Annotated in this window: 20 protein-coding genes; 17 read left to right on the plus strand and 3 right to left on the minus strand. The window is 69.9% G+C overall.

Going from position 1 to position 20,055, the window contains the following annotated elements; all coding sequences use genetic code 11:
• The first annotated feature begins 138 nt into the window (after positions 1–138).
• From OG858_RS32075 to OG858_RS32130, 12 genes are all read left to right on the plus strand, one after another.
• Positions 139–807 (plus strand): AAA family ATPase, encoded by a 669-nt coding sequence (locus tag OG858_RS32075; RefSeq protein WP_319066610.1) that lies wholly within the window; start codon positions 139–141, stop codon positions 805–807.
• A gap of 181 nt (positions 808–988) precedes the next feature.
• Complete coding sequence (locus OG858_RS32080; protein ID WP_086748483.1) at positions 989–1,765, plus strand: enhanced serine sensitivity protein SseB; 777 nt, start codon at positions 989–991, stop codon at positions 1,763–1,765.
• A 170-nt stretch (positions 1,766–1,935) separates the two neighbouring features.
• On the plus strand, positions 1,936–2,730 hold the full coding sequence (locus tag OG858_RS32085; protein ID WP_086748484.1) for an enhanced serine sensitivity protein SseB C-terminal domain-containing protein: 795 nt from the start codon (positions 1,936–1,938) through the stop codon (positions 2,728–2,730).
• A 370-nt stretch (positions 2,731–3,100) separates the two neighbouring features.
• Positions 3,101–4,099 (plus strand): ABC transporter permease, encoded by a 999-nt coding sequence (locus OG858_RS32090; protein WP_086748485.1) that lies wholly within the window; start codon positions 3,101–3,103, stop codon positions 4,097–4,099.
• 74 nt (positions 4,100–4,173) lie between these two features.
• Positions 4,174–5,931 carry an ABC transporter substrate-binding protein gene (locus OG858_RS32095; RefSeq protein ID WP_179200980.1) on the plus strand — a complete coding sequence of 586 codons (1,758 nt, stop codon included), beginning with the start codon at positions 4,174–4,176 and terminating at the stop codon, positions 5,929–5,931.
• A 69-nt stretch (positions 5,932–6,000) separates the two neighbouring features.
• Complete coding sequence (locus OG858_RS32100) at positions 6,001–7,008, plus strand: ABC transporter permease (RefSeq protein WP_086748487.1); 1,008 nt, start codon at positions 6,001–6,003, stop codon at positions 7,006–7,008.
• Positions 7,005–8,099 carry an ABC transporter ATP-binding protein gene (locus tag OG858_RS32105; RefSeq protein WP_086748488.1) on the plus strand — a complete coding sequence of 365 codons (1,095 nt, stop codon included), beginning with the start codon at positions 7,005–7,007 and terminating at the stop codon, positions 8,097–8,099. Before OG858_RS32100 ends, OG858_RS32105 begins: the two co-directional genes overlap by 4 nt.
• On the plus strand, positions 8,096–9,346 hold the full coding sequence (locus tag OG858_RS32110; RefSeq protein ID WP_086748489.1) for an ABC transporter ATP-binding protein: 1,251 nt from the start codon (positions 8,096–8,098) through the stop codon (positions 9,344–9,346). Before OG858_RS32105 ends, OG858_RS32110 begins: the two co-directional genes overlap by 4 nt.
• Positions 9,347–9,410: 64 nt before the next feature.
• Positions 9,411–10,046, plus strand: a complete 636-nt coding sequence (locus OG858_RS32115; RefSeq protein ID WP_060890653.1) for a trimeric intracellular cation channel family protein — start codon at positions 9,411–9,413, stop codon at positions 10,044–10,046.
• Positions 10,047–10,197: 151 nt separating this feature from the next.
• Entirely contained in the window at positions 10,198–11,046 is an 849-nt protein-coding gene (locus tag OG858_RS32120) for a thioesterase family protein (RefSeq protein ID WP_408059439.1), read from the plus strand.
• A gap of 207 nt (positions 11,047–11,253) precedes the next feature.
• Positions 11,254–11,736, plus strand: a complete 483-nt coding sequence (locus OG858_RS32125) for a hypothetical protein (protein ID WP_319066614.1) — start codon at positions 11,254–11,256, stop codon at positions 11,734–11,736.
• Between the two features lie 139 nt (positions 11,737–11,875).
• A complete protein-coding gene (locus tag OG858_RS32130; RefSeq protein WP_319066615.1) occupies positions 11,876–12,289 on the plus strand; it encodes a hypothetical protein in 414 nt (137 codons plus the stop codon).
• Positions 12,290–12,366: 77 nt separating this feature from the next.
• Here OG858_RS32130 and OG858_RS32135 read toward each other — a convergent pair whose 3' ends face one another.
• Positions 12,367–12,993: a TetR family transcriptional regulator gene (locus OG858_RS32135; RefSeq protein ID WP_086748492.1), complete on the minus strand. Its 627-nt coding sequence runs from the start codon at positions 12,991–12,993 to the stop codon at positions 12,367–12,369.
• A gap of 190 nt (positions 12,994–13,183) precedes the next feature.
• Here OG858_RS32135 and OG858_RS32140 point away from each other — a divergent pair, with 190 nt between their 5' ends.
• From OG858_RS32140 to OG858_RS32150, 3 genes are all read left to right on the plus strand, one after another.
• Complete coding sequence (locus tag OG858_RS32140; protein ID WP_037695778.1) at positions 13,184–13,348, plus strand: hypothetical protein; 165 nt, start codon at positions 13,184–13,186, stop codon at positions 13,346–13,348.
• Between the two features lie 71 nt (positions 13,349–13,419).
• The gene (locus tag OG858_RS32145) at positions 13,420–13,710 is read left to right on the plus strand and encodes a DUF4190 domain-containing protein (protein ID WP_086748493.1); all 291 of its coding nucleotides are present in this window, start codon (positions 13,420–13,422) and stop codon (positions 13,708–13,710) included.
• 145 nt (positions 13,711–13,855) lie between these two features.
• Positions 13,856–15,025, plus strand: a complete 1,170-nt coding sequence (locus tag OG858_RS32150; RefSeq protein ID WP_319066616.1) for a cysteine desulfurase family protein — start codon at positions 13,856–13,858, stop codon at positions 15,023–15,025.
• 143 nt (positions 15,026–15,168) lie between these two features.
• Here OG858_RS32150 and OG858_RS32155 read toward each other — a convergent pair whose 3' ends face one another.
• Positions 15,169–16,695, minus strand: a complete 1,527-nt coding sequence (locus OG858_RS32155) for a multicopper oxidase family protein (RefSeq protein WP_086748495.1) — start codon at positions 16,693–16,695, stop codon at positions 15,169–15,171.
• Positions 16,696–17,138: 443 nt separating this feature from the next.
• Complete coding sequence (locus OG858_RS32160; protein ID WP_319066617.1) at positions 17,139–17,843, minus strand: N-acetylmuramoyl-L-alanine amidase; 705 nt, start codon at positions 17,841–17,843, stop codon at positions 17,139–17,141.
• Positions 17,844–17,903: 60 nt separating this feature from the next.
• Between OG858_RS32160 and mnmA the strand changes: the two genes are divergently transcribed.
• Together mnmA and OG858_RS32170 are read left to right on the plus strand one after the other, a co-directional pair.
• Positions 17,904–19,031, plus strand: a complete 1,128-nt coding sequence (mnmA, locus tag OG858_RS32165; protein ID WP_319066619.1) for a tRNA 2-thiouridine(34) synthase MnmA — start codon at positions 17,904–17,906, stop codon at positions 19,029–19,031.
• A gap of 241 nt (positions 19,032–19,272) precedes the next feature.
• On the plus strand, positions 19,273–20,046 hold the full coding sequence (locus OG858_RS32170) for a class I SAM-dependent methyltransferase (RefSeq protein ID WP_086747196.1): 774 nt from the start codon (positions 19,273–19,275) through the stop codon (positions 20,044–20,046).
• Positions 20,047–20,055: the final 9 nt, after the last annotated feature.

The following is a 20,055-nucleotide window of genomic DNA, read 5'->3' on the forward strand; positions in this document are numbered from 1 at the left end:
GAGCACAGGCAGACACAGCGGTCCGTAGCAGTCTTGTGGCCATACGAGGACTGAACCAGGAGGGATCGGGCATTACCTTTTCTTTACGGTCTGTGGGGATGGGACTCCATACCCATTCCCCTGGGGAGGACGATCACGGTGAACAGGACCACGGCGTACGCGACCACTTCGGGCATCGCCATGCCCAAGCAGCCCGTCGTACCGGCCGGTGAGGCGTGCGGCCCGTTCCCGAGGCCGGTCGTCCGCGACCTCAGGGAGCGTGCTGGGCGGAGCCCCCACGGACTGTCCTTCGGACCGGACGACCTGGTGGTGGTCACCGGGCTCCCGGGCAGCGGCAAGTCGACGCTGATGCGGCGGTCCGTGCCCGGCGTCCGGATCGACTCCCAGGACACCCGGGACCGCTTCGACGCGCGCTTCGCCCGCCACCTGCCGTACGCGGCCTACCGGCCCTTCGTGCGCCTCGCGCACTACGCGGGCCTGCGGCGTGCCCTCCGCTCGGGGGAGGGCGTCGTCGTGCACGACTGCGGGGCGCAGGCGTGGGTACGAAGTTGGCTCGCGCGTGAGGCCAGAAGGCGGGGCGGCACCCTGCATCTGCTGTTGCTCGACGTGACGCCCGACGAGGCGCGGGACGGGCAGCGGGAGCGGGGAAGGGGCGTGTCGCGGTACGCCTTCGCCCGGCACAGGGGGGCGATGAGGCAGCTGCTGCGGGCGGCGGAGCGGGGCAGGCTGCCGGAGGGGTGCGGGGCAGCGGTGATCATCGATCGGGCCGCGGCGGACGTCTTGAAGCGGATCGACTTCGGGGGGTGAGATCCGGGAGAGCGTCGGGGGTGCTGTGCGTCGCGGACCGCGGGTACGGCGTGGCTGGTCGCGCCCACGCGGCCGAGCCGCCGGTCGGCGCTGTCCCGCGTTCCTTGAGGGGCGCCCCGGCGAGTCGGTGGCATTAAGGTGCAGGGACAACAGCATCACGGAGCAAAGCGGTAGGCAGCAGATGGACTTCCCGGCGGACTTTCCGGCACAGGCACATCCCCACGGGCACGGCGGGTGGCCCGGCAACGAGCTCGAGGAGGTGCTGTCCGCGTCGCTCGGCGTGCCCCAGGCCGGGGCGCGGATCGTGGAGGTGCTGGCCCGCAGCTTCGTCTGGGTGCCGCTGCCGGAGGGCGGCGGGCCGCAGAGCGGTCAGCTCGATCTGCCCACGATGGAGTTCGACGGCCAGGCGTATGTGCCGGTCTTCAGCTCCGAGGAGCAGTTCCGCCAGGTCGCCGGCAGTCACATGTCGTTCACGATCGCCCCGGCCGTCGAGTTCGCGCGCGGCCTGCCCCCGCAGATCGGCCTCGCCCTGAACCCGGACGGTGTCGTCGGTATGCCGTTGCCGCCGCCCGCCGTGGCCGAGCTGTGCCGGGCCGGGCGGACCCCGCTGGACGGATCGGCGAACGGCGCCCGCGTACGGCTGTTCGAGCCGGACTGGCAGGACGACCCCGTGGACTTCCTCGCGGCCGCCTCGGCCGAGTTCGCCGCGACCGGAGTGGTCCTCTCCGCCCGCCGCTGCCTCGCCTCCGTCGAGACTGCCGACCCCGTCATGTTCATCGGCGTCGAACTGGCCTCCTGGGAGGCCGACCGCGCACTCCCCCTGGCCGGCCTCGGCCGTGCCCTGACCAAGACCCCCGTCCCCTGGCCGGTCAACATGGTCTTCCTGGACGTGGCCCAGGACCCGGTGGGGGACTGGCTCCGCGAAAAAGTACGGCCCTTCTACCAACAGGGTTACTGACCGGATTCATTTACGGGCGCGGGGAACTGCGCGACCAGCCACGACGGCGCCGCGGCCCGCAACGCACAACAACCCCCGAGCCCTGACCGGCTCAACCTGCACACCACCTAAGCTGGTTCCTATAACCAGGGTCCAACACCAACCACGGTCCACATCGAAGGGCGGCCAACGTGAGCGCGAGCGGCAGCCGCATCGCCACCGGGCAGGTCGAGCACATGCTGCGGCAGGTGACGCCCGGGCGTTACGACGCCTACGAGGCGCTGCTGCGTGCCCTCGCCACCCCGTCCTCCGGCCAGATCTGGATGCTCCTCTGGCACGGCCAGGCCGGCTCCCCGGACGCGCAGTACGGGAACATGGAGGTCGACGGGTTCAACTACGCCCCGTGCGTCACCTCCGCCCAGGAGCTCTCCGCCAGTGGCTGGAACCGCAGTTACGAGGTGGTCGACGGCCTCGACGTGGCCCGCACCCTCTACCCCGACCACTACGGCCTCTGGCTGAACCCGCACGCGCCGGGCGGCGGCGTCGGCATCCCCTGGCTCGACCTGCGCCGGATCGCCACGGGCCTGGAGCGCCAGCCCGCGGGCCCGCTCCGGCTGTCCGAGCCGGCCATCGAGATCCCGCAGTTCTACGCCCTGCTGACGCAGAACGCCCACCGCACGCCCGCCGTGCGTTCGCTGCGCCGCGCCTGGGTGCAGCCCGCGCTCGGCGCGCCGTACCTGGCCATCGGCCTCGACGTGTACGACACCTCACCGCCGGCCGTCGACTCGGTGCGCGGGATGATGCAGCAGTCCATCGGCGCGGTCCCCGACGGCCTGCCCGTCTCCACCGTCGCCATGTCCGACGAGTACGACCCGGTCGCCATGTGGCTGCGGGCCGGCGCCCGCCCCTTCTACGACCGCGAAGCCCATGCGGCCCCGGCGCAGGCCCCGGCGGCGGGCGGATACGGGTACCCGCGCGCGTACTGAGCGCTCGCGCTCCGCGCAGGCCGCCTCGCCCCTTCATGCCGTGGCCCGGGTCACGTGTCACTGTCGTGCCCACCGCTCAACAGAGCGTCTCGTCCGGATAGCGGAACCCTGCTGGCCACATCACGGTTGCGCATACATTCGCCGCCGGGTCTGGTGCCTGATCGCGCGACCGTTGAAGACTCCCCCAGAGCGATGGGGGGATCGGACGAACGCGCTGTTCATACGGCGAAGTTCGATGCCGCGTCTCCCCTCGTACCAAGCAGTAACACAGAGCGACAGAGAGAACAGCAGTGGTGACGGACCGCACCGCAGATCCGGGCGGCCGTCAGGCACAGTCGGCAACCACCGGCACGGGCAAGCACGAGGGACGATGACCGCACCCATTGAGACGACCGGATCGCAGGCCGAGGCGCAGCCCGAAGCCGTGCTGGAAGGTGTCGAGGCCAAGAAGATCGAGGGCCGTTCGCTAGGCCAGATCGCCTGGACCCGCTTCAAGCGCGACAAGGTGGCGGTCGCCGGCGGTCTCATCGTCGTCCTGCTGATCCTGATCGCGGCCCTCTCCCGGCCGCTGCAGTCGATGCTGGGGCTCGACCCCAACACCTTCAACCAGGATCTGATCGACGCCAACACCTCCCTGCCCAAGGGCGACTTCGGCGGGATGAGCTGGGACCATCCGCTCGGGGTCGACCCCAAGTTCGGCCGTGACATCCTCGCCCGCGTCCTGGAGGGCTCCTGGGTCTCCCTGGTCGTCGCCTTCGGCGCGACGATCCTGTCCAACGTCATCGGAGTGGTGCTCGGCCTGGTCGCCGGCTACTACGGCGGCCGGGTCGACACCATCGTGAGCCGACTGATGGACACCTTCCTGGCGTTCCCGCTGCTGCTCTTCGCCATCGCCATCTCCGCGACGCTCCAGGGCGGCGCCTTCGGTCTCGAAGGACTGCCGCTCCACATCTCGGTGCTCATCTTCGTCATCGGTTTCTTCAACTGGCCGTACATGGGACGCATCGTGCGCGGTCAGACCCTGGCACTGCGCGAGCGGGAGTTCATCGACGCCTCGCGGGGGATGGGGGCCGGCGGCCCGTACGTCCTGTTCAAGGAGCTGCTGCCCAACCTGGTCGCGCCGATCATCGTCTACTCGACGCTGCTCATCCCGACCAACATCATCTTCGAGGCGTCGCTCAGCTTCCTCGGCGTCGGTATCCAGCCGCCGCAGGCCTCCTGGGGCGGCATGCTCAACGACGCGGTCGACTTCTTCCAGGTCGACCCGCAGTACATGATCGTTCCCGGCCTCGCGATCTTCATCACGGTGCTGGCCTTCAACCTCCTCGGTGACGGCCTCCGGGACGCCCTCGACCCCCGCAGCCGCTGACGTCTGCGACCGCGGCCCGGTTGTGGCCCGTAGTCCCACGCAACTGTCCAACTACGAAGGAGAACCCGACCATCATGCGAAGGTCAGCAATGGCCGCTGTCGCGGTTGTGAGCAGCGCCGGCCTGCTTCTGTCCGCCTGCAGCAAGGCGGAGGACGGCACGGAGGACACCCCCAAGGGCGCCGGCGCCAACGCCGCGACCAAGGGTGTCGTCAACGAGTCCACGGCGAAGGGCGGCACGGTCACCTACGCCAGCTCCGACGCCCCCGAGTCCCTCGACCCGGGCAACATGTACTACGCGTACGGCTTCAACTTCAGCCGCCTCTACGCGCGTCCGTTGATGACGTTCAAGCCCGGCGCCGGTGAGGCGGGCAACGAGCTCGTCCCGGACCTGGCAGAGAGCGCGGGTACGCCCAGCGACGGCGGCAAGACCTGGACGTACAAGATCCGCCAGGGCGTCAAGTACGAGGACGGCACCGCGGTCACCTCCAAGGACGTCAAGTACGCCGTGGAGCGCTCGAACTTCTCGCGTGACGTGCTCTCGCTCGGTCCGAACTACTTCCAGCAGATGCTGGACGACCCGAAGAAGTACAAGGGGCCCTACGCCGACAAGAGCGACAAGGGCATCTCCTCCATAGAGACCCCGGACGACCACACGATCGTCTTCAAGCTCAACAAGCCGTTCTCCGAGTTCGACTACCTGGCGAGCATGCCGCAGACGGCTCCGGTGCCGAAGGCCAAGGACACCGGCGTCGACTACACCAAGAAGGTCGTCTCCACCGGCTCGTACAAGTTCGAGAAGTACGACGAGGGCAAGCAGATCGTCCTCGTCCGCAACACGGAGTGGGACGCCAAGACGGACCCGCTGCGCAAGCAGTACCCGGACAAGATCGTGGTGAACCTGAAGGTCAACAAGGCCACCATCGACAAGGACGTCATGGCCGGCGACACCATGATCGACATCCAGGGCACCGGTGTCGACGCCCAGACCCAGGCCGAGGTCCTCAAGGACAAGGACAAGCTGGCCAACACGGACAACGCGTCCGGTGGCCGCCTCGTCTACACGGCGATCAACACCAAGGTCGCGCCGTTCGACAACGTCGACTGCCGCAAGGCCGTCGAGTACGCGATCGACAAGACCGCCGTGCAGACCGTCATGGGCGGCCCGAAGCGCGGTGACATCGCCTCCACGGTGCTGCCCCCGGACGTCACGGGCTACGAGAAGGCCGACCTGTACGCCACCCCGGGCAACAAGGGTGACGTCGCCAAGGCCAAGGAGAGCCTGAAGGCCTGCGGCAAGGAGGGCGGCTTCAAGACCTCCATCTCCGCCCGCACCGACCGTCAGGGCGAGGTCGACGCGGCCACCGCGATCGCCGAGGCGCTGAAGAAGGTCGGCATCCAGGCCGACATCAAGCAGTACCCGTCGGGCAAGTACTTCTCCGACTACGCGGGTGTGCCGTCCTTCAACAAGAAGAACGACATCGGCCTCATCATGATGCAGTGGGGTTCCGACTGGCCCACGGGCTACGGCTTCCTGCAGCAGATCGTGCACGGCAAGGCCATCGGCCAGTCCGGCAACACCAACCTGTCGGAGCTTGACGACCCCGCGGTCAACAAGCTGCTGGACGACGCGATCGGCAACACCGACGAGGCCGCCCGCACCGCCGCGTACACCGAGGTCGACAAGAAGGTCATGGAGCAGGCCGTCATCGTGCCCCTGACCTACTTCAAGGTCCTGCTGTACCGCTCGCCGTACGCCACCAACCTGGTGTCGTCCTCGGCCTTCAGCGGTCAGTACGACTACCTCAACATCGGTGCCAAGGAAAAGAAGTAGCCCCGGAAGGCAGGTGAAGGCATTGGCGCCCGCGGGTGATCACACCCGCGGGCGCCGGCGCCGGTCCTCGTGATCTCGTACATCATCCGCCGGACGATCGCGGCGGTGATCCTGCTGCTCGTCGTCTCCGCGGTCACCTTCGGCATCTTCTTCATCCTGCCGAAGCTCGCCGGACAGACCGTCGACCAGCTGGCACAGCAGTACATCGGCAAGAACCCCTCGCCCGAGGACATCGCGGCGGTCAAGCGGAACCTCGGCCTGGACCAGCCGGTCTACGAGCAGTACTGGAACTTCATCAAGGGCGTTGTCTCCGGTGCCACGTACGACCTGGGGCCCACCACGGTCCGCTGTGACGCCCCCTGCTTCGGCTACTCCTTCAAGGACCACCTGGAGGTCTGGCCGCAGCTCACCAGTCGGCTGCCGGTGACCATCTCGCTAGCCGTCGGCGCCGCCGTGCTGTGGCTGCTGGGCGGTATCACGGCCGGTGTCATCTCGGCCCTGAAGCCCGGCTCGTTCTTCGACCGGGCCGCGATGGGCGTGGCGCTCGCGGGCGTCTCCCTGCCCATGTTCTTCACCGGACAGCTCGCCCTGCTGCTGTTCAGCTACAAGCTGGAGATCTTCGGCAGAATCTACGTCCCCTTCACCGAGAACCCCTCGCAGTGGGCCAACACCCTGTTCCTGCCGTGGTGTTCGCTGGCGCTCCTCTACTCGGCCATCTACGCCCGGCTCACCCGCTCGGGCATGCTGGAGACGATGAACGAGGACTACATCCGCACCGCGCGGGCCAAGGGCCTGCGTGAGCGCAAGGTGGTCGTGAAGCACGGTCTGCGGGCCGCGCTGACCCCCCTGGTGACCGTCTTCGGCATGGACGTCGGCCTGCTCCTCGGCGGTGCCCTCATCACGGAGTACGTGTTCTCCCTGCACGGCATCGGCGAGTACGCGGTCCAGTCGATCAGCGCCAACGACCTGCCCCCGATCCTCGGGGTGACCCTGCTCGCGGCGTTCTTCGTCGTCTTCATGAACCTTGTGGTGGACCTGCTGTACGCCACGATCGACCCGCGGGTGAGGCTCTCGTGACCGAACTGTCCAAGACCGGGGCCGCCGTCGGCGAGCCCGCACGCGCCGGGGACGCCCCCCGGGCGTTCCTCGAAGTGCGCGACCTCAAGGTGCACTTCCCGACCGACGACGGCATGGTCAAGTCCGTCGACGGCCTCTCCTTCCAGCTGGAGAAGGGCAAGACCCTCGGCATCGTGGGCGAGTCCGGCTCCGGCAAGTCGGTGACCTCGCTGGCGATCATGGGCCTGCACCGCCTCGGCGCACGCGGCAAGAACGTGCAGATGTCCGGCGAGATCTGGCTCGACGGCAAGGAACTCGTCGGGGCGAGCCCCGACGAGGTGCGCCGGCTGCGCGGCCGCGACATGGCGATGATCTTCCAGGACCCGCTGTCCGCGATGCACCCGTACTACAAGGTCGGCAGCCAGATCGTCGAGGCGTACCGCGTCCACCACGACGTCAGCAAGAAGGTCGCCCGCAGGCGCGCCATCGAACTCCTCGACCGCGTCGGCATCCCGGAGCCCGACAAGCGGGTCGACGGCTACCCGCACGAGTTCTCCGGCGGTATGCGCCAGCGCGCCATGATCGCCATGGCCCTGGTCAACAACCCCGAACTGCTGATCGCCGACGAGCCCACGACCGCCCTGGACGTCACCGTCCAGGCGCAGATCCTGGACCTCATCCGGGACCTGCAGAAGGAGTTCGGCTCCGCGGTCGTCATCATCACGCACGACCTCGGCGTGGTCGCCGAGATCGCCGACGACATCCTCGTGATGTACGGCGGCCGCTGCGTGGAACGCGGGCCGGTCGACGACATCTTCTACGGGCCGCAGCACCCCTACACCTGGGGCCTGCTCGGCTCGATGCCGCGCATCGACCGCGCCCAGACCGACCGGCTCATCCCGGTCAAGGGCCAGCCGCCGAGCCTCATCAACGTCCCCTCGGGCTGCGCCTTCAACCCGCGCTGCCCCTACGCGGACCTCCCCAAGGACAACATCACCCGCACCGAGCGCCCCGACCTGCGCGAGGTCGGCGGCCGGCACTTCACCGCCTGCCACCTGTCGCAGGAGGACCGTACGCGGATCTGGACCGAAGAGATTGCGCCGAAGCTGTGAGCGAGACCGATACCCGGGCCGCCGTGCCGGCCCAGCGTGACGACGACGAGACACCGCTGCTCAGGGTCGAGGGCCTGGTCAAGCACTTCCCCATCAAAAAGGGCCTGCTCCAGCGGCAGGTCGGGGCGGTCAAGGCCGTCGACGGCATCGACTTCGAGGTACGCCGGGGCGAGACCCTCGGCGTCGTCGGGGAGTCCGGCTGCGGCAAGTCCACCATGGGCCGGCTCATCACCCGTCTCCTGGAGCCGAGCGGCGGCAAGGTCGAGTTCGACGGCACGGACATCACGCACCTCAAGACCGCCGGGATGCGCCCGCTGCGCCGCGACATCCAGATGATCTTCCAGGACCCGTACGGCTCGCTGAACCCCCGGCACACCATCGGCACCATCGTCTCGGCGCCGTTCAAGCTCCAGGGCGTCGAGCCCGAGGGCGGGGTGAAGAAGGAGGTCCAGCGCCTCCTGGAGCTGGTGGGCCTGAGCCCCGAGCACTACAACCGCTACCCGCACGAGTTCTCCGGCGGCCAGCGCCAGCGCATCGGCATCGCCCGCGCGCTCGCCCTCAAGCCCCGGATGGTCGTCGCCGACGAGCCGGTCTCCGCGCTCGACGTGTCCATCCAGGCCCAGGTCGTCAACCTGATGGACGACCTCCAGGACGAGCTGGGCCTGACGTACGTGATCATCGCGCACGACCTCTCGGTGGTCCGCCACGTCTCCGACCGCATCGCCGTGATGTACCTCGGCAAGATCGTGGAGCTGGCCGACCGGGACTCCCTGTACGCGACGCCGATGCACCCGTACACCAAGGCCCTGCTCTCGGCCGTGCCGATCCCGGACCCCAAGCGTCGGAACGCCAAGAGCGAGCGGATCCTGCTCAAGGGCGACGTTCCGTCGCCGATAGCGCCGCCGAGCGGCTGCCGCTTCCACACCCGGTGCTGGAAGGCCACGCAGGTCTGCACGACCACCGAGCCGCCCCTCGCCGAGCTGAGGCCCGGCCAGCGGGTCGCCTGCCACCACCCCGAGAACTTCGAGGACCAGCAGCCCCAGGACGTCGTCCTGCTGACGGCCGCGAAGGAGGCGGGCGAGCTGGTACCGGACGCGGTCAAGAAGACCGAGGCGCCTGAGGCGCCTGAGGCGCCCGTGGAGCCCGAGGCGCCCGCGGAGACCAAGGTCGCCAAGGCACCCGAGGCTCCCACGGAGACCAAGGTTGTCAAGGAGCCCGAAGTCGCCGAGGAAACCGACGACAAGTAAGCAAGAACGAGCCCCTCGCCTTGCAATGTAAGGCGGGGGCTCGTTGTTGCGTCACAATGTACGGGTGTCTCCCTACCCGCTCGACCTGATCGGCATCTTCGTCTTCGCCATCTCCGGCGCGCTGCTGGCCGTCCGCAAGAACTTCGACGTCTTCGGTATCGCCGTCCTCGCGGAGGTGACCGCGCTCGGTGGCGGGCTGTTCCGGGACCTGGTCATCGGCGCCGTACCGCCGGCCGCCTTCACCGACCTCGGCTACTTCCTCACCCCGCTGCTCGCCGCCCTCCTCGTCTTCTTCCTCCACCCGCACGTGGAGCGCATCCAGACCGGGGTGAACGTCTTCGACGCGGCCGGCCTCGGCCTCTTCTGCGTCGCGGGCACGACCAAGGCGCACGAGTACGGCCTGGGTCTGACCGCCTCCGCAGCCCTGGGCCTCGCCACGGCGGTCGGTGGCGGTGTGCTCCGTGACGTCCTCGCCAACGAGGTGCCCTCGCTGCTGCGCTGGGACCGCGACCTGTACGCCGTGCCCGCGATGGTCGGCGCCGGATTGATCGTCCTGTGCATCAGCCAGGACGCCCTGAACCCCCTCACGTCGGCACTCGCCGCGGTCACGGCCTTCGTGCTGCGGCTGCTGGCGATGCGGTACCACTGGCGGGCGCCGAGGGCCTGGAACCGGCGGTCCGCGGCGGTCGAGGAGGGGTGACGAGCGGGTCCTCCGGCCGGGGCGGACGGCTGCCTCCGGCCGGGGCGGCCAGGTCTCTCCGGCCGGGACGGCCAGGTCTCTCCGGCCGGGGTGAAATGTCACCGCAACACATAAGCTACCGCTTAGTATCTACTTGTTGTACGGTACCGCCATGGCTCAGGCATCCCAGGCGACCATCGGTAACAGCGAGTTCGACCGCGACACGACGGCCACGCGGCGCGATGAGGGCGTCTACGACATCGACCTCTCCGCAGGCTGGACCATCACCGGCGCCGTCAACGGCGGCTACCTCCTCGCCGTCCTGGGCCGCGCGCTCGCCGACGCGCTTCCGCACGGCGACCCGTTCACGATCTCCGCGCACTACCTGACCGCCTCCCGGCCCGGCCCGGCCGTCGTGCGCACGGCCGTCGTCCGCACCGGACGGACGCTGTCGACCGGCCAGGCCTCGCTCTTCCAGTACGACGACGAGGGCCGCGAGGTCGAGCGGATACGCGTCCTCGCCTCCTACGGCGACCTGGACACCCTCCCGGACGACGTCCGTACGACGGCGAAGCCGCCCGCGATCCCGCCGATCGAGCAGTGCTTCGGCGCGGAGGATGCCCCCGCCCCCGTCCCCGGTGGCTCCGCGCTCGCCGACCGGCTGCTCCTGAAGCTGGACCCCGCGACACTCGGCTGGGCGCTGGGGGCGCCCTCCGGCAACGGCGAGATGCGGGCCTGGTTCGGGCTCGCCGACGGCCGGGACGCCGACCCGTTCACCCTGCTCCTCGCGGTGGACGCGCTGCCGCCGACCGCCTTCGAGCTGGGCGTCATGGGCTGGGTCCCGACGGTCGAGCTGACCGTCCACGTCCGGAGCCGTCCGGCGCCCGGACCGCTCCGGGTCGCCATCGTCACCCGCAACCTCGCCGGCGGCTTCCTGGAGGAGGACGCAGAGGTCTGGGACAGCGCGGACCGGCTGGTCGCGCAGTCGCGGCAGCTGGCGCGCGTCAGGCTGTCGGACTGAGCGGCCTGCGGCCCAGCCGGGCCGCCATCCGGCCGTAGGCGTCGGCCCCTCCGGGGCCGACGCCTACGGTTCGAAGGGACGGCCCTCACGCGGTCCGTCCGGCAGGGCGACCCGCGCCGCCGCGAGGGAGTGCTCGGCCGGTTCCGGGTCGACCGCGACCGGTCGCCCCAGGCCCCGGAGAGGTCCCAGGTGTGCACCACGATCTCCATGACGTACGCGGACAGCACGTCCCGCCCGGGGATCTCGCCCCACGGGACCCGCACGGGCACCGCCATCCGCTCGTCGCTCTCCCGGGCTCTGAGGACCCGGGGCCTGATCTCCCCGTACGCGCTCGGCCTGTCGTCGTCCGGGACACCGTCGACGAGCATCTGTACGTCGAGCCCGTCCCCCTGCTCACCGCAGATCGCGATGCGACAGGTGCCGCCGACGATATGGCTGAGCAGGGTGCGCACGTCGTACTCGTTCCTGCTCCTCCAGGCGGCCTGGCTGGCGGAGCCGCCCGAGGGCGACGGCGAGAGCGAGCGGCTGACCGCGCGGCTGTCGTACGGAGTGCCCGGCGAGGTGCGCCAACTCCTGGTCCTCGCCGACCACCTGGAGGTGCTGGACCCTCCTGAAGCGCGCGCCGAACTGGCGGCCGCGGCCGCCTCTGTCACGAGCCTGTATCAGGGCCGAGTTGCGAGAGAAGCGTGAAAGGCCAGGTCAGATGTGGTGAGTTGGCGATCGCTTTGCTCTTCGCACAGGTTTGGCACAGCGCGAACCCAAGAGAGCCCAAAGCTGCGTTGATTCGATGCCGCCCACGAACTCTTCATCGTTCTTGGAGCTGTCTCTCATGAAGCGTGCACGTCTCGTCCCCGCCGTCGCCCTGCTGGCGGCCGCACCCCTCTTCCTTGTGGCGTGCGGCTCCAGCGACTCGTCGTCGTCCACCTCGAACAACGGCAACTCCGGCCAGCAGAGCTGCCAGGCCCCGTCGGGCGCTCCGTCCGGTGCCCCCTCGGGCGCCCCCTCCGGCCAGCCTTCCGCGAACGGTCAGGCCCCGTCCGGTGCCCCCTCGGGCCAGCCGTCCGGTGCCCCGAGCGGTGCCCCGAGCGGCGCCCCGGGGGGTGGCGGCCAGAACGGCGGCCCCGGCGGCGGTGGCGGCTGCGGCGGCGGCCCCGGCGGCGGCGGTCAGCCGGGCCAGGGCGGCCAGGCTCCGAGCGGGGCACCGAGCCAGGATGCCTCGGCGTCTGCGTCCAAGGACAGCTGACCGGCAGGCTGAACGGCAGGCAGGCAAGCAGGAGGGCGCGCCCGTTCACGGGCGCGCCCTCCGTGTGTTCGGGCAGTTCAATCCAGCCAGTGGCGACAGCCGATGCTGATCAGCCGCATACGGCGGCTCGCCAGCCGGGTCACCCGGAGGCGCTCCTCCTCCGTCTCGTCCAGGGCCGCCAGGAACAGTGAGGCGGTCACCAGCATCTGATCGACGTACAGGCCCGCGAGCATCAGCCGGTCGTCGTCGGTCCACCCGTGGGTCTCCGGCCGCTTGGCCAGTTCGCCGCGCACCTCCTCGGTGAACCGGGCCAGCTGTCCCTGGATGGCGTCCCGCACCGGCTGGACCCCGCTGTGCCGTTCGCGCGCGATGAATCTGACGTGTGCGGGGTACGCGTCCACGTGGCGGGCGATCAGGTCGACGGCGCGCTCGATGAGTTCGTCGCTGTCGCCCACCGCCGACATCAGATCCCCGAGTACCGGGTGCAGGCTGCCGAGCACCTCATCGACCAGTGCGACACCGAGGTCCGCGGTCGACCGGAAGTGCCGGTAGAACGCGGTGGGGGCGACGCCCACGGCCCGGGTGACCTCGCGAAGCCCCAGACTGCTGAGGCTCTGCTCCTCCAGCAGACCGAGCGCGGCGTCCATGAGTGCCTGCCGGGTCCGCTGTTTCTGGACCTGCCGGATGCCGGGAGTGTGACTCATGCCATGCAGTTAACAACTGTTCTCCGTAATTGCAAAGCCGGGCGACACGCTAGACTTGGCAGTCAGTGAACAGTTGTAACCACAACCGTTCACCCAGCCGTGACGAACGCGATTCGTGACGAACCATTCGTGACGAACGATCCGAAACGACGAACCGAATCGACGAACCGAAACGAGAGGCGAATCCGCCATGTTGTTCCTCGTCGCCGCACTACTGCTGCTGGGTGTCGTCCTGGGCACCGTCGCCCATGTGCCGCTGGCCGTCTCGTCCGCCCTGGCGGCCGGAATCGCCCTCTGGCTGGCGGCCTTCGCGTACCGCGAGCGCCACGCCCGCCACAGCCGCACCACCGACTGACCGTCCGTCCACCACCGACCGGCCGTCCACCGGACGACCTTCCCCGAGAGCCCGTTGGGAGCAGACCGACCATGCAACTCACCGCCGCACGTCAGCAGACCGGGACCACCACCACCCGCACCGGCCGCCGAGGCCGGGACGCCGACGGCATGGCCGTCGCCTCCTTCATCCTCGGCCTGCTCGGCCTCCTCGTCCTCAACCTCTTCCTCGGCCCCATCGCCGTCGTCCTGGCCGCGGTCGCACTGAAGCGGGGCACGACCAGGCGGGGCCGTGCCTTCCTGGGCCTGGGCCTGGGCATCGCCGACCTCGTGATCCTGGCCACCCTGATGCAGACGACGAACACGGTGTCCTGGAGCTTCTGAGAGCGGAAAGTCCCTGGCCGGAACTCTGGGCAAGCGTTCCGCAGGTCCGAACGGATCGGCGCGGCCGACAGTGCCGGGCGCCTTACGGCCAAGTCCGCGAGCACCCCGAGGTCACCCGCACGGGGCCCCGTAGAATCGGCTCACCATGGCTTACCTCGACCACGCGGCGACCACCCCGATGCTCCCCGAGGCGGCAGAGGCCCTGACCGCCCAGCTGAGCGTCACCGGCAACGCCTCCTCGCTGCACGCCTCCGGCCGCCGAGCGCGGCGCACCGTCGAGGAGGCCCGCGAAACCCTCGCCGAAGCCCTCGGAGCCCGCCCCAGCGAGGTGGTCTTCACCTCCGGCGGCACCGAGGCCGACAACCTCGCCGTGAAGGGCCTGTACTGGTCCCGTCGCGACACCGACCCTGCCCGCACCCGCGTCCTCGCCAGCCCCGTCGAGCACCACGCGGTCCTCGACGCCGTCCACTGGCTCGGCGAACACGAGGGCGCCACCGTCGAGTACCTCCCCGTCGATCCGTACGGCAGGGTCCACCCGGACACCCTTCGCGAGGCCATCGCCCGCAACCCCGACGACGTGGCCCTGGCCACCGTGATGTGGGCCAACAACGAGATCGGCACGATCCTGCCGGTCCGTGAACTCGCCGACGTGGCAGAGGAGTTCGGCGTCCCGCTGCACGCCGACGCGGTCCAGGCCTTCGGCCAGGTTCCGGTCGACTTCGACGCCTCCGGCCTCGCCGCCATGACCGTCTCCGGCCACAAGATCGGCGGCCCGTACGGCATCGGCGCGCTGCTGCTGGGCCGCGAGTACAGCCCCGTACCCGTGCTGCACGGCGGCGGCCAGGAGCGCCACGTCCGCTCCGGCACCCTCGACGTCCCGGCCATCGCCTCCTTCGCCGTCGCCGGCCGGCTCGCCGCCGAGCAGCACGAGTGGTTCGCCCGGGAGATCGGCGCCCTGCGCGACGCCCTGGTCGAGGCGGTCCGTACGGCGGTGCCGGACGCGATCCTGGGCGGTGACCCGGCCCCGGCGGGACGCCTCCCGGCCAACGCGCACTTCACCTTCCCCGGTTGTGAGGGCGACTCCCTGCTCCTGCTGCTCGACGCCCAGGGCATCGAGTGCTCCACGGGTTCCGCCTGCACCGCCGGCGTCGCCCAGCCCAGCCACGTCCTCCTCGCCACCGGCACCGACCCCGACCTGGCCCGCGGCACCCTCCGCTTCTCCCTCGGCCACACCTCCACGGAGGCGGACGTGGAGGCGGTCGCCAAGGCGATCGGCCCGGTGGTGGAACGCGCCCGCAACGCGGGTCTCAGCTGAAGAACCATGCCCGGCACGTGAGTTGACGGCGGGGCCGCGGTCACCGAGTCCGCGGATACGCGACCCCGCCGCCGTCCTGGGGCTCCCCGGCCCAGGGCATCAGGTGCCGCAGCCCGACGCCGACACGATCCGAGCGGCAGGCCCTAGCTCTCCATCACCATGAGGCCGGCCATCATGCCCTCGTCCTCGTGCTGGAGGAGGTGGCAGTGGAGCATGTACATGTATGTGTCGTCCGCGAAGTCGGTGAACTCCATGGCGATCTTGATGGAGCCGCCGCCGACCACCTCGTAGGTGTCGAACCAGCCGAGATCGACTCCGGTCGGTTCCTCGCCGTTGATCTCGATCAGCTGGAACGGCACGTCGTGCAGATGGAACGAGTGCTCCAGCATCGTGTTGTTGGTGATCGTCCAGATCTCCTTGGAGCCGAGCGTCGTCATGATCGTCGCCATGGAGTCCATGGTGGTGCCGACCGCCCCGTTGATCGCCATCTCCAGGCCGTCCTGGTCGAGGGTGATCTCGCGGGCGGTGAAGCTCGATGTGTCGTACCGCTCGATCGTGTTGAGCGAGGACGGCAGGTCGTCGGGGCTGTCCGAGGCGTCCGGGGTGACGGTGAGGAAGTCGAACGTACCGCTGCCGCCACGGACCCACCCGGTGGTGATGACGGCCTGCAGCGTGACCGCGTCGCCGAGGTCCATGACGAACTCGGCGCGACCGCCCGCCACCAGCCGGATGGACTTCACCTCGGTGGCCTCGGTGAGATAGCCCTGCTCGGTGGCGACCTGGGTGAGCGTGCCGCCGTCACCGCGCTGGACGGTGATGATGTCGGACGGCGAGGCGTTGAGCACCCGGAACCGGGTGCGGGTCCTGGTGGCGGTGAACGTGAGCGTGGTGTCGTCCACGTTCGTGCCGTTGCACAGCACCGGGAAGCTGAGGGTGTTGCGCAGATAGCCGTTCAGGTCGTACTTGATGTCGCCCGCGGCGTCGGTGGCCAGGCACTGCAGGACGATCGGGATGTCGTCGACGCCGTACTCGCTCGGCAGCGCGGCGGACGCGTCGGTCTCGTCCTCCACGATGATCAGACCGGCCAGACCGTGCACGACCTGCTCGGCCGTGGTGCCGAGCGCGTGCGGGTGGTACCAGAGTGTCTTGGCCTCGTCGAGGATCTCGAAGGTGGGGGACCAGGTCTCCCCGGCGGCGAAGGCGTTCTGCGGGCCGCCGTCCATGTCGGGCGGGATGTGCGCGCCGTGGAAGTGGACGCTGGTGTCGGCGTCGAGGTCGTTGGTGATGTTCAGCAGGACCGTGGAGCCGGTGGTCCACTTCATGGTGGGGCCGAGGTACGACCCGTTGTAGCCGGCGGTGTCGCTGGTGACACCGCTGAGGACCTCGTGGGTGCCCGTCTGGGCGGTCAGTGCGAACGTGGTGGTGCCGTCGGAGGCGGTGCCCTCCAGGAGGTCCGGGATGTTCAGCGAGGCGGTGTTGGTCGCGGCGCCCGCCTTGTTGCCCTTCGCGTCGGTCAGCAGCGAGAAGGTCGTACCGGCCACCGCGACCGCCGCCAGCCCGGCCCCCGCCATACCGCCGAGGAACTTGCGGCGGTGCAGTCCCTTGCCCTTGCGGTGTTCGCCCTTGGGACGACTGGCCGTGCCGCTGGTGGGCTCCATGTTGTTCGTCATGAGCCGGGATGCTTGACCTGAGGACTGTGTGAAGACTGGGGCGAAATTAGGAGCGGACCGAGCGGGCTGTGAGATCGCGGTGAGCAGTGACCTTCCTCAACTCCTGTGTGGGGAGGTCGGGTTGAGGCCGCCGCAGGTCGAGTCCGTGGCGTGGGACGTATCGGACGGCCGCTGAGCGGACGGCTCCCGCCGGACACGTTCGTGTGATGCCTGTCACATTCCGACTGGTCTGTGTCGCCGCTGTCCCGGCCCCCTCGCACCGCTGTGACCTGACTGTCCGCCCCGCCGATGCGACGGCTGTCGGGGTCGGCCGGGCGACGGGGTCAGGTGGGCGTCGGGGCCATGCGACGGGGTCAGGTGGGCGTCGGGGCCATGCGACGGGGTCAGGTGGGCGTCGGGGCCATGCGACGGGGTCAGGTGGGCGTCGAGGCCATGCGACGGGGTCAGGTGGGCGTCGAGGTCTGGGCGGCTGCCGCCGCGCGCACCAGCTTCATGTAGCGGTCCCAGTCCCAGCCCTCGCCGGGGTCGGTGTGGTCCGTTCCCGGGACCTCGACGTGGCCGAGGATGTGCTCGCGGTCGACAGGAATGTCGTACCGCGCGCAGACACGGGCCGTCAGCCGCGCGGAGGCCTCGTACATCTCGGCGGTGAAGTCCTCGGGGCGCTCGACGAAGCCCTCGTGCTCGATGCCGACACTGCGCTCGTTGTAGTCCCGGTTGCCCGCGTGGTACGCCACGTCCAGCTCGCGGATCATCTGTGTGACGTGGCCGTCCTTGCGCACGATGTAGTGCGCCGCCGCGCCGTGCTCCGGATCCCGGAAGACCTTCACGGCACTGTCGAAACTCCCCTGGGTGACATGGATGATCACCATGTCTATGCCGAAGTCGTCCGGCCGGTCCGCCAGCCGCCAGTTCGCGTCCGACGCCGAGACCCACTTCGCACCCGTGTAGTCGACCTCGCCCTCCTTGCGCGGCTTCGCGACACCGGGCACCCGCCACCACGCGCGCTTCAGCTCGTCCTTGGCCACGACGGCCGTACCGACGGCGGCCACGGCCGTGCCGATGAGCAGCGCCCGGCGCCCGACGCGTCGGCCCCCGTCCCCGCCCGTGCCCCCGGAAGCGCTGCCCTTTGATGCCTTTCTGGTGCCCACGAGAGCGTCAACGGATACTCGCGGGCTTCGGTTCCCGGCGCCCCGTACCCTGGAGGGGTTATGACTGAGACCTCACAGCCCCGCCCCCTTCGCGTGCTCGCCGCCATGTCCGGCGGAGTCGACTCCGCCGTGGCCGCCGCCCGCGCGGCCGAAGCCGGGCACGACGTGACGGGCGTCCACCTCGCCCTCTCCGCGAACCCGCAGTCGTTCCGCACGGGCGCGCGTGGCTGTTGCACCATCGAGGACTCGCGCGACGCCCGCCGCGCCGCCGACGTCATCGGCATCCCCTTCTACGTGTGGGATCTCGCCGAGCGCTTCCGCGAGGACGTCGTCGAGGACTTCGTCGCCGAGTACGAGGCCGGCCGCACCCCGAACCCCTGCCTGCGCTGCAACGAGAAGATCAAGTTCGCGGCCCTGCTCGACAAGGCCCTCGCCCTGGGCTTCGACGCGGTCTGCACGGGCCACTACGCCCAGGTGGTCGTCAGGGACGACGGCACACGCGAGCTGCACCGCGCCTCCGACATGGCCAAGGACCAGTCGTACGTCCTGGGCGTCCTGGACGACAGGCAGCTCGCCCACGCGATGTTCCCGCTGGGCGACACGCTGACGACGAAGGACGAGATCCGCGCGGAGGCCGAGCGCAGGGGGCTGGCCGTCGCCAAGAAGCCCGACTCCCACGACATCTGCTTCATCGCCGACGGCGACACCCAGGGCTTCCTCGCCGACCGGCTGGGCCGCTCCGAGGGCGACATCGTCGACGAGTCCGGCACCGTCCTGGGCACCCACGAGGGCGCGTACGGCTACACCATCGGCCAGCGCAAGGGCCTGCGCATCGGCACCCCCGCCCCCGACGGCAAGCCGCGCTACGTCCTCGACATCTCCCCGGTGGACAACACGGTGACCGTCGGCCCCGCCGCCGCCCTCGACGTGGACGCCCTGACCGCGATCAGGCCCCGCTGGTGCGGCGCGGCCCCCAGCGGCCCCGGCACCTACACCGCCCAGCTCCGCGCCCACGGCGGCGAGACGGAGGTCCGTGCCGAGCTGGTCGACGGCACCCTGGAGGTCACCTTCACGGAGCCCGTCCGCGGCGTGGCACCCGGCCAGGCGATCGTCCTGTACGACGACACGCGTGTCGTGGGCTCCGCGACGATCGCCTCCACCACGCGCGCGCGGGCGGGCCTCGCGTAGGCCCACGGCCACGATCGTCCCTCCCCGGGTAGCCGTCTCCGTGTGCGCGGAGCAGGCTGCTTGGTGAGCTCTCGAGCTCTTCCAGGAGGCCTTCGCGGGCCGCAGGGACGTGAAGGAGGTCGCCATGACAGCCGCAGATCCGGCAGAACAGGCTTCAAGCCCGTCCGGGGGCCCGTCCCCGGACGGGCCCGGAGACCCGTCCCGGGATCCGTCCAGGAACCGTCGGAGTCTCAGCCACCGGATGCGGTACGCCCTGCGCCATCCCCGGCGCGTGCCCGCGCACGCCCACCGGGTGGCGCGTGACACCTGGCTGCGGCTGCGGCATCGCGATCACATCGAGTTCTACCGGGCCGTGATGGCCGCCGACACGGCACGCAGCCCGGAGGCCGCCGTCGGCCACAACCCGTCCGTCGAGAAGTGGGAACGCATCGGCCGGATGCAGTTCGACTACCTCCTGCGGCACGGCCTGGAGCCCCGGCACCGGATGCTGGAGATCGGCTGCGGGAACCTGCGGGCCGGGCGCCTGTTCATCGACCACCTGGACGCCGGGAACTACTACGGGATCGACATCTCGCCGGCCATCCTCATGGAGGCCCAGCGCACCCTCGTGCGAGAGGGTCTGCAGTCCAAACTTCCTCACCTGGCGCTCGTCGCCGACCTCACGTTCTCGTTCCTGCCCGCCGCCCACTTCGACGTCGTCCACGCGCACAGCGTGTTCTCCCACTCCCCGCCGCACGTCATCGAGCAGTGCCTCGCACACGTCGGCCGCGTCCTCGCCCCCGGCGGCTACTTCGACTTCACCTTCGGCCGCACCGAGGGCAAGGAACACCAGGTGCTCCACGAGGACTTCTACTACCGGACCGACACCCTCGTCGAGCTCGCCCGGCGGCACGGCCTGTCCGCCCGCCTCATGGACGACTGGGAGGACCTGCCGCACCGCCAGTCCAAGATCCGTGTGACCGTGGCGGAGGAAGCCGGTGGGCAAGGGAGCCCCGATGTCGGTGCCGCCCCCTAACGTGGACGC

Origin of the sequence: Streptomyces europaeiscabiei, from assembly GCF_036346855.1 — a bacterium.
Lineage (GTDB): Bacteria > Actinomycetota > Actinomycetes > Streptomycetales > Streptomycetaceae > Streptomyces > Streptomyces europaeiscabiei.

What these genes read in the sequence shown, in the direction of transcription:
- OG858_RS32090 (WP_086748485.1), top strand. Translation starts at nt 3,101, where the DNA reads ATGACCGCACCCATTGAGACGACCGGATCGCAGGCCGAGGCGCAGCCC.
- OG858_RS32150 (WP_319066616.1), top strand. Translation starts at nt 13,856, where the DNA reads ATGGCTTACCTCGACCACGCGGCGACCACCCCGATGCTCCCCGAGGCG.
- OG858_RS32135 (WP_086748492.1), bottom strand. Translation starts at nt 12,993, where the DNA reads ATGAGTCACACTCCCGGCATCCGGCAGGTCCAGAAACAGCGGACCCGG.
- OG858_RS32145 (WP_086748493.1), top strand. Translation starts at nt 13,420, where the DNA reads ATGCAACTCACCGCCGCACGTCAGCAGACCGGGACCACCACCACCCGC.
- OG858_RS32130 (WP_319066615.1), top strand. Translation starts at nt 11,876, where the DNA reads ATGAAGCGTGCACGTCTCGTCCCCGCCGTCGCCCTGCTGGCGGCCGCA.
- OG858_RS32080 (WP_086748483.1), top strand. Translation starts at nt 989, where the DNA reads ATGGACTTCCCGGCGGACTTTCCGGCACAGGCACATCCCCACGGGCAC.
- OG858_RS32120 (WP_408059439.1), top strand. Translation starts at nt 10,198, where the DNA reads ATGGCTCAGGCATCCCAGGCGACCATCGGTAACAGCGAGTTCGACCGC.
- OG858_RS32125 (WP_319066614.1), top strand. Translation starts at nt 11,254, where the DNA reads ATGACGTACGCGGACAGCACGTCCCGCCCGGGGATCTCGCCCCACGGG.
- OG858_RS32140 (WP_037695778.1), top strand. Translation starts at nt 13,184, where the DNA reads ATGTTGTTCCTCGTCGCCGCACTACTGCTGCTGGGTGTCGTCCTGGGC.
- OG858_RS32095 (WP_179200980.1), top strand. Translation starts at nt 4,174, where the DNA reads ATGCGAAGGTCAGCAATGGCCGCTGTCGCGGTTGTGAGCAGCGCCGGC.
- OG858_RS32155 (WP_086748495.1), bottom strand. Translation starts at nt 16,695, where the DNA reads ATGACGAACAACATGGAGCCCACCAGCGGCACGGCCAGTCGTCCCAAG.
- mnmA (WP_319066619.1), top strand. Translation starts at nt 17,904, where the DNA reads ATGACTGAGACCTCACAGCCCCGCCCCCTTCGCGTGCTCGCCGCCATG.
- OG858_RS32170 (WP_086747196.1), top strand. Translation starts at nt 19,273, where the DNA reads ATGCGGTACGCCCTGCGCCATCCCCGGCGCGTGCCCGCGCACGCCCAC.